The organism is Agrilactobacillus yilanensis, assembly GCF_003946725.1.
Lineage (GTDB): Bacteria > Bacillota > Bacilli > Lactobacillales > Lactobacillaceae > Agrilactobacillus > Agrilactobacillus yilanensis.
Map to the genome: position 1 here is coordinate 145,572 of NZ_RHOY01000001.1, position 14,610 is coordinate 160,181.

Below are 14,610 nucleotides of genomic sequence, written 5' to 3' on the forward strand. Positions count from 1 at the left end.
CTAAAAACCCCTTCTAGTCTCCTGATTATTCCGATCGGGAAATGTGACTAAACCTAATTCATGCGGCGAATCTTTATAAATCGCCGTTTCAGCAAGTTTAATGTCTTTGTGCAAAGTTTGAACCCTAAATTTAACAAACGTGCTGCTGACTTGTGTCATTTCATAAAATTGTATCTGTGAACTAATCGGCTGGTCGTTAACGGAAAGTACGACATCCCCTGGAACAAGGCCTGCTTTTTGTGCTGGTGTATCTTTTTGCACGGCCAACACTTGAATTCCCTTGCTCGGTTCTACCAAATAGGCTTGACCGCTATGCAAAAAATGCAGACGATACAGTTTTAAACCTAATATAATAATTACCGCCACTAAAGCTAAAACCAACGTACTGTGCAAAAACTTAGCCAATACCGCTAAAATGAAGATTAAACCGCCAGCGACAAAATAACTATATCGCAACTGTTTAAGCTCTGTTGGTAGTCGTTTCTTTAAGTGTATATTCAAACCTAAAATTAACGGCAGTACGAGAATCGTAAATCGGTGGGCGCCAATATTAAAAAATGGCCAAAGACCAAAAAGTGTTGGTAAATTATCCCCGGGTATCAATAAGACTAATGGCAATAAATAAAGCCGGCGAATATGGTAAGACGCTGTTCGGATACCACGTTTTGAAACTCTGATCTTAGGACTGATAATGGTTTGAGACGGCCGGGCTAAAAGCAGTCCGATACTTAAAAGTGCCAAGCTCAAAATAACTAAGCTACTGGCTAGTGTCTGCTGTCCTATTTTAGCGGAAAGACCGCTAAAGGGACCCCAATGCCACATGAATCTGGGCCATAGTAATGCACAGAGACTGACTAGTACCAGTAATAGGCCGCTATCCCAAAACCAAAACGATAAGGCTAAGCCCACTATTGTCAATAAGACGTACCAACTGAGCCAAGTCAGATTCACTGTAACGCCAAGTAATAACGTCGCAACAGAACAGATTAAGCCCATAAATAAACCACGTTTCAGAAAAACTAAAATTTCTGAATAGTGGTTGTCAATTGCAATCGAAAATTGTTTCCTTTCTGAAAAAATACGTTGATAACTAATAAAAAAACTCGTTAGCAACGCCAGCCAGAAAATAGGGTTCAGTAAAAAGAAAGTAATTAATTTGAACAAAACGAATACCTCATGTTGTTGTTAACCTTAGTATACCATGTAGCGCCTTAAATGTAGGCGTTCTTTTGTAAAATGTAAGTATAACTTGTGTAAATTTTTGAATAAAAAAGGCTTAAAAATGACTGCTGATTATACCGTGTTTTACTTTGACACTGCTATTTTACACTAGACTGTCGTTAAAAAGATAATAAAAAGGCCGGCAATAGGGCTCATCACCATATGCCTGCCTTTTTAGACTTTCAAAAAACGCCGCATTGAAATTAAAGCACCCACAGCTCCAATCAAAACACCTACAATAATCATCAATAAGTTTAATACAAATAAAAAGTAACGTGGTTCAGCTAAAGAGTAGCCAAAGCTGGTCAGCTGCACTGCGGTAATTCGATATAACCAGCTATAACCGAAATCTAAAGCAATAATCGGCAAAATTGAGCCTAATAATCCCGTCCATGCCCCTTCTAAGAAAAAAGGCCAGCGGATGTAGGCATTTGTTGCGCCTACCAAACGCATGATACCAATCTCATCTCGTCGAGATAGGATTGTAATTCGAATGGTGTTGGAGATTAAAAAGACAGCTACAAATAGCAACAATATTGTAAAGCCTGTCGCCCACTGACGGATCGTATGCATAACTTTAAATAACTGCTTTGCTTGAGTCCCGCCATAGCTTGCAATCGTCACATACTTTAACTTTCGAGCTTGTTGTGTGACGGTAATGGTTTTTTCAGGTTCGGTTGTACTCACGATAAACACATCATTTAATGGATTATCATCCCCGGAAAACATCTGAAACGAACTGCCATAATGACCAACAACTTTTTTTAGTTCATTTGTCTTACTAGAATATTGGACGGTGGCAACGTCTTTAAGTTCTTTTAATTCAGTTTTTAAATGCTGCTTTTGACTTTTGGTAGTTCCCCGGTCGATCAATACCCGAACGTGAACGTCATTTTCAATTTCCGAAGAGAGTTTATTTACATTTAAGACTAGGGCCAAAAAAATACCTAATAACAAAAGTGTTACTGTTACGGCACTGACAGAGGCTACAGACATCCAGCCATTACGTTTCAAGCTGCGAAAACTATCTTTGATGTGACGTTTAACGGTAAATAGCCGCATGATGATAAGCTCCTTTGTTTTCGTCTCGAACAATCTGCCCTTGAACTACTTCAATCAACCGATGGGGGCGCTGATTTACCATTTCGCTATTATGGGTTGCCATAATCACTGAAGTCCCTTGACGATTAACATTTTCAAAAATATTAATAATTTCAGCTGATGTCTGCGGATCCAAATTACCAGTAGGTTCGTCAGCAATTACAATTTTAGGTCGATTCACAATTGCCCGGGCAATCGCGACTCTTTGTTGTTCGCCACCGGATAGTTCATCTGGAAATCGTCGACTTTTGCTGGCTAAGCCAACTAAATTTAAAACATCCATGACTCGATTGCGGATAATTGTTGGTCGTTTTTCAGTCACTTCCATGGCATAGGCTACATTTTCGTAAGTCGTTAATCGAGGTAATAATTTAAAATCCTGGAAAACAACCCCTAATTCCCGCCGCAAGTAAGGTACATTTCGATTTTTCATTTTTGTGAGGTTAAATTTATTAATTCGAATAAGCCCACTGGTCGGCCGTATTTGTCGATACAATAGCTTAATCAAGGTGGACTTGCCAGCACCGCTAGGGCCAACAATATAAAGAAATTCACCGGGTTCAATCCTTAAGTTGATCTCACGCAAGGCATAGGTTCGATTGTATTTCTTACTAACGTTTATAAATTGGATCATGATAAAACTCCTCTTAATTAATCAGGGTTTTGCTGTTTCAAATTCCATTGTAAATAAGCGTAAATAAATGGGTCTAATTCGCCGTCCATCACGGCTTGTCCATTACCAGTTTCATAATTGGTCCGATGATCTTTAACCATTGTATAGGGATGGAAGACATAAGAGCGAATTTGTGAGCCCCAGCCAATTTCCAATTGTTCCCCTTTAATTGCTGCTTCTTTTTCTCGTTGTTCGTCTAATTCTTTTTGGTAAAGTTTGGCCTTTAACATGCCCATAGCCGTATCTTTATTTTGAAATTGCGATCGCTGCGCTTGGGAGCTGACGACAATCCCCGTAGGAATATGCGTTAATCGTACGGCAGAAGAAGTTTTATTGATATGCTGGCCCCCAGCACCGCTTGCTCTAAAAACATCCATTTTCACGTCTTCTGGCCGAATTTCAATATCAATAGAGTCATCCAATTCTGGCATGACATCCACGGATGCAAACGATGTGTGTCGCCGGCCTGCCGAATCAAACGGCGAAATCCGCACTAAACGATGAATGCCTTTTTCTGACCGCAGCAAGCCGTAAGCATTATGACCTTTGATCATTAAAGAAACGCTTTTAATACCCGCTTCATCCCCAGCTTGATAGTCTTCCGTCTCCACGGAAAACTCATGTTGTTGCGCCCAACGTGTATACATCCGTAACAGCATCGAACCCCAGTCTTGGGATTCTGTGCCACCAGCACCGGGATGAATTTCCAAAATAGCATTATTGGCATCGTAAGGTTCACTAAGCAGTAAGGTTAATTCATATTGTTGCATCTTCTGCTCTAACTGTGCCAAGCCAGCTTCAAATTCCTTTTGCATTTCTGCATCTGGTTCTTCTTGCAGCAATTCTAAATTGACTTGCAAATCCTCATAGTCATTGTCTAATGCTTTAAAATTGTCCACTTTAGACTTTAAAATATTATTTTCATCAATTAATTTTTGCGCTTGTTCCTGATGGTCCCAAAATCCAGGTTCCGCCATTTTAGCTTCATTAATGGCAACAGCCTCTTCTAGACGATCTAAGTCAAAGAGACCCCCTAAATTGATTGATTTTGTGGCTAATTGTTTCTAAAGCATGTCTTGCTTCACTAATTTCCATAACCGTAAACTCCTCTTTATAAAGTAATGAGGCTGGGACAAAACAAATGTTTTGTATCTCAGCCTCATTTTGTCTAACACTTATTTAATTTAACGTCTGATATTTTGTCTAATTTCAGCCTTCATAAATAATCGAGTGACATCATAATTAATGTCTGCGATCATTTCTTCAAACATTCTGAAACCGTCTTCTTGGTATTCTACCAACGGATTCAATTGACCATAACCTCTTAAACCAATAGATTGCCGCAATTGATCCATCGCATCAATATGATCTGTCCAATGAGAATCGACCACACGCAAAATAACGACTTTTTCAAATTCTAACATTTGCGCTTTATCTGCAAGTTGTTTAGTCTTTTCTTCAAAGTTTTTCTCTGCCATATCCTGTAACATATCAAGGATTGCTGCTGCATCTTTGCCATCCAAAACATTACGTTCAAAACTCTGTTCGTTGGTTAAGCAGTTAACAATAAAATCATACAAGGCATCTAAATTCCAAGTCTTTTGGTCATCCCCTTGAACATATAGATCCACTTGCTGTTGAATCGTTCGTTTAACCATTGGCATTAAGACATTCTTCAAGCCTTCAGTTTCTTGAATTACTTGGAAACGTTCTTTATAAATAACTTCACGTTGTTCCCGCATAACATCATCGTACTGCAAAGTCTGTTTCCGGGTATCGTAGTTATTCCCTTCAACCCGTTTTTGTGCAGATTCAACTTGTCTTGAGATCATCCGGCTTTGAATAACCGCATCATCATCGTCAATTTTCATCCGTTCCAAAAAGGCTTTGATACGGTCAGACCCAAAGCGTTTCATCAAATCGTCTTCTAAAGACATATAAAAAACAGTTTCACCAGGATCCCCTTGACGACCTGAACGGCCTCGCAGCTGGTTATCAATCCGTCGAGATTCATGACGTTCAGTCCCTAAGACACAAAGTCCGCCCGCTTCACGAACACCAGGGCCCAATTTAATATCGGTTCCCCGGCCGGCCATATTGGTAGCGATTGTTACGGCGCCTTTTTGTCCGGCGTTCATAATAATTTCGGCTTCTTTAAAGTGATTTTTAGCATTTAAAACAGCATGCGGAATCCGTTCTTGATCCAACATATGGGATAATCTTTCAGAAGATTCAACCGCAACTGTCCCGACTAAGATTGGCTGTCCTTTGCTGTGTCGTTCCTTGATATCTTTAACAACGGCTCTAAACTTGCTGTCGATTGTTGGATATAATAAATCAGAACGATCCACCCGGATAACAGGTTTGTTAGTTGGAATAGCAATACATTCCATGTTGTAGATTTCTCTAAATTCTTCTTCTTCGGTTTTGGCCGTCCCAGTCATCCCAGAAAGCTTGTCATACATTCTGAAATAGTTTTGGTAAGTAATATTGGCCATTGTTTTTGTTTCATCTTGGATTTTAACGCCTTCCTTGGCTTCAATCGCTTGGTGCAAGCCATCAGAATAACGCCGGCCTTCCATAACACGACCAGTAAATTGATCGACAATCATAACTTCACCGTCTTGGATGACATAATCAATATCATGCAACATGACATAATTTGCCCGCAAAGCTTGATCCATATGATGGTTTAAAGCCATATTATCCGTGTCGTACAAGTTATCTAAGCCAAAGTTCTTTTCAGCTTTTTTAATCCCTTGTTCTGTCAGACTAATTGTTTTTGTGGGCCAATCAATTTTATAATCATCTTCTTCTTTTAAAGTTTTTACAAAACGATCTGTCCGGATGTACAAAGCTGTTGATTTTTCAGCCTGGCCAGAAATAATTAACGGTGTTCTCGCTTCATCGACTAAAATAGAATCCACTTCATCGACAATCGCGTAATGCAACGGCCGTTGAACCATTTCTTCTTTGTAAACAACCATGTTATCCCGCAAATAATCAAAGCCTAATTCACTATTTGTGGAGTAAGTGATGTCACAATTATAAGCTTCCCGTTTTTCTTCAGGGTTTTTGGCATTGACGTTTAAGCCAACGGACAAACCGAGCCAGTTGTAAAGCTCGCCCATTTCAGTAGCATCCCGTGAAGATAGGTATTCATTGACCGTTACAACGTGGACGCCCTTACCTTCAAGTGCGTTCAAATAAACTGGCATTGTTGCTGTCAGTGTCTTCCCTTCACCGGTTTTCATTTCTGCAATGTTACCTTCATGCAGTGTAATACCGCCAATAACCTGCACTCTAAACGGAAATAATCCCAATACTCGTTTGGCAGCTTCACGACAAACCCCAAAAGCTTCGGGTAAAATATCGTCAACAGTTTCGCCATTTTTTATACGTTCTTGAAATTCTGGCGTTTTAGCTTTCAATTCTTCATCTGATAATGCAGCATATTCGTCTTCGTGACTGATTACTTTTGCAGCAATTTTATCCATGCGGTTGACTTCACGCTTATCATTTTCAACCCATGTTCTTAAAAAGTTTGCCATTAAACAGTTCCCTTCTCAAATAAAACTAAATATATACAATTCACACTTCGAGTTTCATAACCGAATCTATTAAATTTTAGCATACTAAGCTACAAAAAAAAACCACTATCCGCCATTTGTCAGTTTATCGTAATCTAAAAAAAGTGGTCTAGCTGTATTTTATGAACACAAAAAAAGACCAATCACCAGCAAAATCAATACCAGTAATCGATCCTTTACAAAGTTGTTACAAAACTTTTGGGCGACTAGAACAACGTCTATTCGTCAGTTTCAATCAAGCCATAGCGACCGTCACGGCGACGATAGACAATGCTAGTACCGTTAGTTTCAGCATCTTCAAAGATAAAGAAACTGTGGCCTAACATGTCCATTTGCAAGATTGCTTCTTCAGAATCCATTGGTTTAAGAGAGACACGTTTTGTACGAACAACCTCAAGCTTATCGTTTTCAGCATCTTGGTCATTCTTTGGTGCGTCTAAAACGCCATTATCTGGACCAGTCAAATCAAAGTTTTTAATGCCTTTTTCTCTTGATTTACGATTGATCTTTGTTTTATATTTACGAATCTGACGCTCTAATTTATCTGTAACTAAATCAACACTTGCGTATAGATCTGGTGAAGTTTCCTCAGCACGTAAAACTAAGAAAGGTAAAGGAATTGTAACTTCTACCTTAGCCGTTTTGTCTGGATAAACTTTCAAATTAGTATGAGCAATTGAATTTGGTACATCTTCGAAATACTTGTTCAATTTACTAATTTTCTTTTCCACATAGTTACGAATTGCGTCAGTTACTTCAATATTTTCACCACGAACATTGTATGTTAGCATAGGATGTCTCTCCTTTCAGAGAAAATTATTCTCTTATAAAAATAAGCTGTGGACCACTCACAAACTTATTTTTATTTATATATTAATTATAGCTAAAAGCGCTTTAATTCACAAATAATTTTAGTAATTTTTAAGAACGTACTAATGAGAAAGTATCAATATTGCCGCGAAAACCCGCGGTATATAAGCAATCCCGTGCATGAAAAAATGTTCGTCCTGTCATATAAATATCGTCTAAACATAAAATATTTTGAGCTCGATGAATCTTGCGGTATTGACCTGTAAATTCAAAGAACTGTGGTGTTGCCAACCGTTCCTGCCGATTTTTCTGAGCTTGTGCCTTAGCAGTCACCTGTTTAGTCAGTAAATCTGTCACGCTTAAAAATGGCACATACAAAGCAGCAACTGGATCAAAGCCCCGTTGCTTCAAATGATTCGTTTGACTAGGAATTAAAATATACAGATCGTAGTGCTTTTTATTTAGAACTTCAAATAGCTGTTTTTGAAATAATTGTCGTAAGCGATAGTCCCCATTCCCCTTAAACTGCTGAAAATAATCTTTCATTTCCGCATTATAATAATATAAAGCCTGATGATGCAGCTGAATTTGCGGATAAAGCCGCTGCCAATCACGGCATTCCAAACAAATTTGCTGCCCAATTTGCTGTTTTTGACAGCATGGACAACAATTTTTAAGGTCAATCGGATCAAATTTTGCAGCGCAGGTGTTACAAAGCCGATTAGCCACGAGCTTTTCAAATTTAAAAATTTCAGTAATCGTCATCGATTCATTTAATAAACGCTGGCACCATAAACAGTTTATTTGATCACCTCTTTTGCATTCATGTACTTAATCTGTCGCTGACAGTCTCGAATCCGGCAATTATAATGTTCATAAAAAAAATAAACTGCCCCATTAGGATAGTTCGCATCCCGACCGGCTCGACCAGCAATTTGAACTAAAGAAGCCGTCGTAAATGTCCAGTCATCCGCTTTTAAAACATAAACATCAATATTGCTAAAAGTGACCCCCCGCTCCAAAATCGTAGTGGTCAGTAATATATCTAACTGTCGTGTCCGAAATTGCTGTACCTTTTCTTGGCGCTGATCATCATTGGCATGGACAGTCCCAATCGCTTGCGCATATTGTTTTTCTAAAGCGTTCGCCATTGGCATTAACCAGCTAATTTTCGGCAGAAATATTAAAACTTGTCGTTTAGCGTTTAAACTCACTGTTAAATACTGCTGAAATTTTTGGATCAATGGCTGTTTTTCAAACTTTTCGGTTAATTTGCGTTGATAAATTAATTTTGGCAACGGTAATGGCCGGCCATGAAAACGCCGAGGCAAATAACTCACCGAGAGCTTTTGCTGTTCAATTGACCGATGTAAAGCGGGCGTTGGCGTGGCCGTTAAATAGAATAGGCTACCTTTAGGTTTTATAGCTTGAGTCGTTGCGCTTTTCAATAAAGCACTATTGACATAGGGAAAAGCATCCACTTCATCAACAATCAATAAATCAAAAGCATGATAAAATCGGAGTAGTTGATGCGTTGTCGCCACCGTTAATTGTGTATACTGATAAGGTACGGTTTGCTGGCCATGCAATAACTGTTGTGTCGTATGGGCAAAAGCTTGTGTCAATCTAGGATATAGTTCATTGCAAACATCTACTCTAGGTGAAACCACCCCAATGCGGCAGTTTTTCTGAATAGCTGTGGCTAATAACGGGAATAGCATCTCTGTTTTCCCAGCCCCCGTCACCGCCCATAACAAATGCGGTTGCCTTTTTTGGAATTTATAGATTAGTTCTTGGGCAATTTTGGCTTGCGCCGCAGTTAACGTACCCTGCCAGGTCAAAGGCTGGGTTTGCTGTTGAAAATGATTCGGTTCTGGTAGATGATATAAATATTGATCTGAAGTCACTCGGTTTAACTGAATGCAGCTAGGGCAATAATACTGACCTTGCGGCAACTGCACCTTTTCAGATACATAGGAACTTTGACATCGCTGACAATGAATGCGAGTGCCCTTCAACTGCATTGCTGGCGTTGCTGAAAACTGGGCAAGTTGTGTTTCTGTGAAACCCATCTGCTGCATCTCAATTGTCAGTAGCCGTCGACCAAATAATAAATCACACATAAAGTTTGTGCGGGAACCCTGGTGCTTGCCAGTTTTATTTTCCCGTCGAACTCCTTTCTATTCTTTAAAGCATCGTAACGACACTTAATATTTGATTACTAATTAACATTACGCAAAGGAGTCGATTTTTTGTTAACTAACTATAAAACCATTCAAAAAAATGGTAGTTATGAAATAGAAATTAAAAAATCTCGTTTCATTACCAACATGGCCCGAGTCACTACGGAAGATGAGGCCAAAGCTTTTATTGCTCAAATTAAAAAAGAACACTATAAAGCAACCCATAATTGCAGTGCTTTTTTAATCGGTTCTAAAAATGAAATTCAACGTGCTAACGATGATGGTGAGCCTTCTGGAACAGCCGGTTTACCAATGTTGGAAAGTTTAAAACTCATGGATCTCAAAAATGTGGTTGCCGTCACTACGCGTTATTTTGGAGGGACTAAGCTAGGCGCTGGCGGCTTAATTCGCGCTTACAGCAATGCCGTTTCTGAGACCGCGCACACCATTGGCATTGTTCGTGGTACTTTGCAAAAAGCCTTGCAATTTCATTTAGCTTATAACCAAATTGATTTTGTCCAGAACTTTTTTGACAATCAAGCCTACAACTTAGATCAAATTGATTACGGTGCCGATGTCACGGTAACTTGTTATATTGATACTGCCGATATTGATACCATTCAAGATCAGCTCACTGAATTACTAAATGGCCGAGTAACCTTTGAAGTCGGCCAAGAACGCTACCGCGAAGTCCTGATTAATAATTGAGCCATCAAAAAAAGCGTTAAGCCTTAGATTTTAAATAAAATCTAGGACTTAACACTTTTTTATTTTTGGCCTGGTTCGTTACGCGCTAATTTTTTGATTGTCTGCTCAATTCGCCGTAACAATGGCTTTCGATTTTCACCAATTAACCCAATTGATTCAACAAAAAGTTCTAGGCCGATTAGTAAAAAGATCGTTAATAAAATATTCCCCCAAAGTGAGGATAACGGATACAGCAGTGAGATAAAGGCAAAGATCAACGCTAAGCCATAAATCACTAAGACCGTTTGGCGATGGGTCAATCCCATACTCATCAACACATGATGCATGTGATGTTTGTCAGCTTGAGAGATTGGTTTTTTATTTAACAAGCGCCGTAAAATTGCATAGATTGTATCTGTAATCGGGACGCCTAAAATGATCACTGGAATCAACAGCGTAATGAATGTGACATTCTTTAAGCCTTTAAGCGAAAAAACCGCAATCATAAAGCCAATGAATAAGGCGCCGGTATCTCCCAAGAATATTTTAGCCGGATGAAAATTATGGGGTAAAAAGCCGATTAAAGCCGCAACGAGCGCAAAAATCCAGATAGAAACATAAACATCTGTTACCGTGAGGAAGAAATAACCTACAACCCCCATGGTAAATAGGCCAATAATAGATACCCCGGTGGCTAAACCGTCTAAGCCATCAATTAAATTTACAGCATTCGTAATTGCCAAGATCCAAAAAATAGTAATCGGTAAGCCCCACCAGCCAAGATGGATAGAACCGATAATTGGCAAGGAAACTTCATCCATTCGAATACCCGCCAAAAAATAAATAATTAAGGAGGCTAACAAGATGCCCGCCATTTTTTGATGCGGTTTGATTTCCTTAATATCATCAATCATCCCGGTCAAAATAATAACAGCTTCTGCCAAAAATACCGAAAATAGTTCATGGGTCGGAAACTGCGGTCGCAATAAAACAAAAGTAGAAAATGTAAAAGCTACAAATATGCCTAGTCCGCCCATTGTCGGCATAGGTTTTTTATTCACGCGTCGTGCATTTGGATTATCCACAGCACCTAAAACAAAAGCCATTTTCCGAACAAATGGCGTAATTGCAGCCGCAATAATCATCGTCAATACTAACTTAACGATTACTGAAAACATACTAGACATTTCAAACCAACTTTCCTAATCTAGGGCTAATTATACAAAGCGTTACGACACAACACAACCCTAACAAACCCAATATGTAAAAGAAGAGGTCACGACAAATACACTTTGCCTGTAACCTCTTTATAAATGCAAACTTTTGATAAGTGCAATTAAAAGTTAGTCATTCAAAAATAATGTAAATAATACGTTGACACTTTTAAGTTTAATCCATTAAACGAGCCTATTACTTGGCATATTCCACTGTTCTAGTTTCTCGAATAACCGTAATCTTAACGTGTCCTGGATATTGTAATTCTTGTTCAATACGATCTCGAATATCTTTAGCGAGCAATACCGTTTGATCATCGTTAACCTTTTTAGGCTGTACAATAACCCGAACCTCACGCCCAGCTTGAATCGCAAAACTATGATCTACACCCTCAAAACTATCAGTAATTTCTTCTAATTTATTCAAACGATGTAAATAATTTTCTAGTGATTCAGAACGAGCGCCTGGTCTTGCAGCAGAAATCGCATCTGCAGCTGCTACTAAGACAGCAATAATACTCGTTGGTTCAACATCCCCATGATGGGATGCAATTGTATTAACCACCGTTTCTGGTTCTTTATATTTCTTGGCGATTTCGACACCAATTTCTACATGAGAGCCGTCAACTTCGTGATCTAGTGCTTTACCAATATCGTGTAATAATCCTGCGCGTTTTGCTAAATTAACATCTGCGCCAAGTTCAGCGGCTAAAATACCTGCTAACTTAGCAACCTCAACCGAATGATTTAAAACATTTTGTCCATAACTTGTTCTGAAGTTTAAGCGACCAATAATCTTGATTAAGTCTGGATGAATTGAATGAATGCCCAAGTCAAAGACAGCCTGTTCCCCAACTTCGCGAATCCGACTATCCATTTCTTTTCTAGATTTATCAACCATTTCTTCAATTCGAGCTGGATGAATCCGACCATCTTGAATGAGTTTTTCCAAAGCCATTCTGGCGATTTCTCGTCTGATCGGATCAAAACCGCTTAATACCACAGCTTCAGGCGTATCATCAATAATTAAGTCAATCCCAGTCAATGTTTCAAGCGTCCGAATATTTCGACCTTCACGACCAATGATTCTGCCTTTCATATCATCATTAGGCAACGTTACAACGGTAACCGTCGTTTCCGATACAACATCTGCAGCACTACGCTGAATAGCTTCTGCAATCAAATCTCTGGCCTTAGCATCCGCTTTTTCTTTTGCTTCTTGCTCGCCCACTTTAATAATTTGAGCACGCTCATGAGCAGAATCTTCCCGCGTCTGCGTTAAAATAATATCTTTAGCCTCATCTTGAGATAATGAAGCGATACGTTCTAATTCAGCTTGCTGTTTCTCAAGTGTTGTTGAAACCTCTTTGTGCGCTGTTTCAAGTTCTTGTCGCTGTTGACTTAATTTTGTCTCACGATCATCTAAAACTTGTTCTTTTTTATCCAAAGAATTATCTTTACGATCTAAAAGTTCTTCTCTTTGAATAATTCGATTCTCTTGTTTCTGAACTTCATTTCGGCGTTGCTTTAGCTCTTCTTCTTGGCTTTGGCGATATTGATGTGACGCCTCTTTTGCCTCTAGAATCGCTTCTTTTTTTGCCGTTTCGGCTTCTTTTTTAGCAGCCTTGATAATCCCCGCAGCTGTTTGATTTGCTTCATTTAGTTCCTTTTCATGTCCGTGCTTACGCACACTGTAGCCAACTAAAATACCAACAACCAGCATGATGATTGCGAGGATTATTAGAATCCAAAGATTCATTATTTCACCTCCGCATCATCAAAACTTACGAAAAATTTAAAAGATGTTTTTATTGATTATTTACACAACAATAATTCTATATTTTGCTTTATATGATGTCAAATTTATTTCCGTAGTATTTCACTTAAATTACAAAAATATAATATTTACAAAAAAAGACCAGCTATCAATTTAAATTTAAGGTAGCTTGTCTTTTCTTGATTATTAAGCTTTTGGCTCAGTATCTTTAAACATATCTACTTCGCCGCTTTTTTGAGTATCTTTTGGTTCATCTTTTTTATTAGCCGTATTCTTTGCAGATGTTTTTGGCTTTGTTTCTTTAGTGTTCTTAGTGGTTTCGTCAGCAGCTTCTTCGCTGTCACCGTCCATACCATAAGCTTTTCGAACTTTTTGTCTAATTTCAGCTTCAATATCCGCATGATCTTCTAAATAAGCTTTTGCATTTTCACGGCCTTGACCAATACGTTCATCGCCGTAAGAATACCAAGAACCACTCTTCTTAACAATATCTTTGTCAGAAGCCATATCAACGAGTTCCCCAAGACGAGAAATCCCTTTACCATACATAATATCAACTTCTGCTAATTTAAATGGTGGCGCAACTTTATTTTTAACAACTTTAATTTTAGTTCGGTTCCCAATCACATCAGAACCATTTTTAATTTGTTCAGATCGACGGACTTCTAGCCGAATCGTTGCGTAAAACTTCAGCGCACGACCACCAGGTGTTGTTTCTGGGTTACCAAACATAACCCCAACTTTTTCACGAATCTGGTTGATAAAAATCGCAATTGTTTTTGTTTTATTAATTGAGCCAGATAATTTACGTAACGCTTGAGACATTAAACGTGCTTGCAGTCCTACGTGAGAATCCCCCATCTCACCGTCAATTTCAGCCCTTGGTACTAAAGCTGCGACAGAGTCAACAACTAAAATATCAATGGCGCCACTGGAGACTAATGCATCAGCGATCGCTAAGCCTTGTTCCCCTGTATCTGGTTGAGATAGCAATAAATCATCTATATTGACACCTAAAGCAGTCGCATAAGCTGGATCCATGGCGTTTTCGGCATCAATATATGCCGCTGTGCCGCCTTGTCTTTGAACTTCCGCAACCGCATGTAGCGCAACGGTTGTTTTACCAGAACTTTCAGGACCGTAAATTTCAATAATTCGGCCACGCGGATACCCGCCAACACCTAAAGCATCATCAAGTGTTAATGAGCCGGAGGAAACTGTGGAAATTTGAGTATCCACTTTATCCCCCATGCGCATAATTGCGCCTTTACCATAATTCTTTTCAATTTTCTTTAACGCGTTATCTAACGCCGTTTTTCGTTCATCTTGAGCCATATGTGCCCTCCTTTAAAGC

General features: G+C 39.0%; 12 protein-coding genes. 1 reads left to right on the plus strand and 11 read right to left on the minus strand.

Going from position 1 to position 14,610, the window contains the following annotated elements; translation table 11 throughout:
* The 8 genes from EKM93_RS00695 to EKM93_RS00730 form a co-directional block, all read right to left on the minus strand.
* Complete coding sequence (locus EKM93_RS00695; protein ID WP_125712028.1) at window positions 1-1,164, minus strand: PDZ domain-containing protein; 1,164 nt, start codon at window positions 1,162-1,164, stop codon at window positions 1-3.
* A 231-nt stretch (window positions 1,165-1,395) separates the two neighbouring features.
* Complete coding sequence (ftsX, locus tag EKM93_RS00700) at window positions 1,396-2,283, minus strand: permease-like cell division protein FtsX (RefSeq protein WP_125712030.1); 888 nt, start codon at window positions 2,281-2,283, stop codon at window positions 1,396-1,398.
* On the minus strand, window positions 2,264-2,956 hold the full coding sequence (gene ftsE, locus EKM93_RS00705) for a cell division ATP-binding protein FtsE (protein WP_125712032.1): 693 nt from the start codon (window positions 2,954-2,956) through the stop codon (window positions 2,264-2,266). Before ftsE ends, ftsX begins: the two co-directional genes overlap by 20 nt.
* Window positions 2,957-2,973: 17 nt before the next feature.
* Window positions 2,974-4,090 (minus strand): peptide chain release factor 2 gene (prfB, locus tag EKM93_RS00710; RefSeq protein ID WP_125712034.1). Its coding sequence is split into 2 segments (ribosomal slippage): window positions 2,974-4,017 and window positions 4,019-4,090, totalling 1,116 coding nucleotides; the frame shifts between segments, so codons are not numbered across the junction.
* 89 nt (window positions 4,091-4,179) lie between these two features.
* On the minus strand, window positions 4,180-6,546 hold the full coding sequence (gene secA, locus EKM93_RS00715; protein WP_125712035.1) for a preprotein translocase subunit SecA: 2,367 nt from the start codon (window positions 6,544-6,546) through the stop codon (window positions 4,180-4,182).
* A gap of 257 nt (window positions 6,547-6,803) precedes the next feature.
* Window positions 6,804-7,376, minus strand: coding sequence for a ribosome hibernation-promoting factor, HPF/YfiA family (gene hpf, locus EKM93_RS00720; RefSeq protein WP_125712038.1), 573 nt, complete (start codon window positions 7,374-7,376; stop codon window positions 6,804-6,806).
* 130 nt (window positions 7,377-7,506) lie between these two features.
* Complete coding sequence (locus EKM93_RS00725; RefSeq protein WP_125712040.1) at window positions 7,507-8,160, minus strand: ComF family protein; 654 nt, start codon at window positions 8,158-8,160, stop codon at window positions 7,507-7,509.
* Between the two features lie 35 nt (window positions 8,161-8,195).
* On the minus strand, window positions 8,196-9,518 hold the full coding sequence (locus EKM93_RS00730) for a DEAD/DEAH box helicase (RefSeq protein WP_125712042.1): 1,323 nt from the start codon (window positions 9,516-9,518) through the stop codon (window positions 8,196-8,198).
* A gap of 129 nt (window positions 9,519-9,647) precedes the next feature.
* Between EKM93_RS00730 and EKM93_RS00735 the strand changes: the two genes are divergently transcribed.
* Window positions 9,648-10,286: a YigZ family protein gene (locus tag EKM93_RS00735; RefSeq protein ID WP_125712045.1), complete on the plus strand. Its 639-nt coding sequence runs from the start codon at window positions 9,648-9,650 to the stop codon at window positions 10,284-10,286.
* Between the two features lie 59 nt (window positions 10,287-10,345).
* On the opposite strand, the gene EKM93_RS00740 is transcribed toward EKM93_RS00735, so the two are convergent.
* The 3 genes from EKM93_RS00740 to recA all read right to left on the minus strand — a co-directional run bounded on the left by EKM93_RS00740 (window position 10,346) and on the right by recA (window position 14,591).
* Entirely contained in the window at window positions 10,346-11,443 is a 1,098-nt protein-coding gene (locus EKM93_RS00740) for a glycosyltransferase family 4 protein (RefSeq protein WP_125712047.1), read from the minus strand.
* Between the two features lie 232 nt (window positions 11,444-11,675).
* Window positions 11,676-13,238, minus strand: a complete 1,563-nt coding sequence (gene rny, locus EKM93_RS00745) for a ribonuclease Y (RefSeq protein ID WP_125712049.1) — start codon at window positions 13,236-13,238, stop codon at window positions 11,676-11,678.
* A 204-nt stretch (window positions 13,239-13,442) separates the two neighbouring features.
* The gene (recA, locus tag EKM93_RS00750) at window positions 13,443-14,591 is read right to left on the minus strand and encodes a recombinase RecA (RefSeq protein ID WP_125712051.1); all 1,149 of its coding nucleotides are present in this window, start codon (window positions 14,589-14,591) and stop codon (window positions 13,443-13,445) included.
* Window positions 14,592-14,610: the final 19 nt, after the last annotated feature.

Coding starts and splice junctions, on each gene's coding strand:
- ftsX (WP_125712030.1), bottom strand. CDS start 2,283: ATGCGGCTATTTACCGTTAAACGTCACATCAAAGATAGTTTTCGCAGC.
- ftsE (WP_125712032.1), bottom strand. CDS start 2,956: ATGATCCAATTTATAAACGTTAGTAAGAAATACAATCGAACCTATGCC.
- secA (WP_125712035.1), bottom strand. CDS start 6,546: ATGGCAAACTTTTTAAGAACATGGGTTGAAAATGATAAGCGTGAAGTC.
- hpf (WP_125712038.1), bottom strand. CDS start 7,376: ATGCTAACATACAATGTTCGTGGTGAAAATATTGAAGTAACTGACGCA.
- EKM93_RS00725 (WP_125712040.1), bottom strand. CDS start 8,160: ATGACGATTACTGAAATTTTTAAATTTGAAAAGCTCGTGGCTAATCGG.
- EKM93_RS00730 (WP_125712042.1), bottom strand. CDS start 9,518: ATGTGTGATTTATTATTTGGTCGACGGCTACTGACAATTGAGATGCAG.
- EKM93_RS00740 (WP_125712047.1), bottom strand. CDS start 11,443: ATGTTTTCAGTAATCGTTAAGTTAGTATTGACGATGATTATTGCGGCT.
- rny (WP_125712049.1), bottom strand. CDS start 13,238: ATGAATCTTTGGATTCTAATAATCCTCGCAATCATCATGCTGGTTGTT.
- recA (WP_125712051.1), bottom strand. CDS start 14,591: ATGGCTCAAGATGAACGAAAAACGGCGTTAGATAACGCGTTAAAGAAA.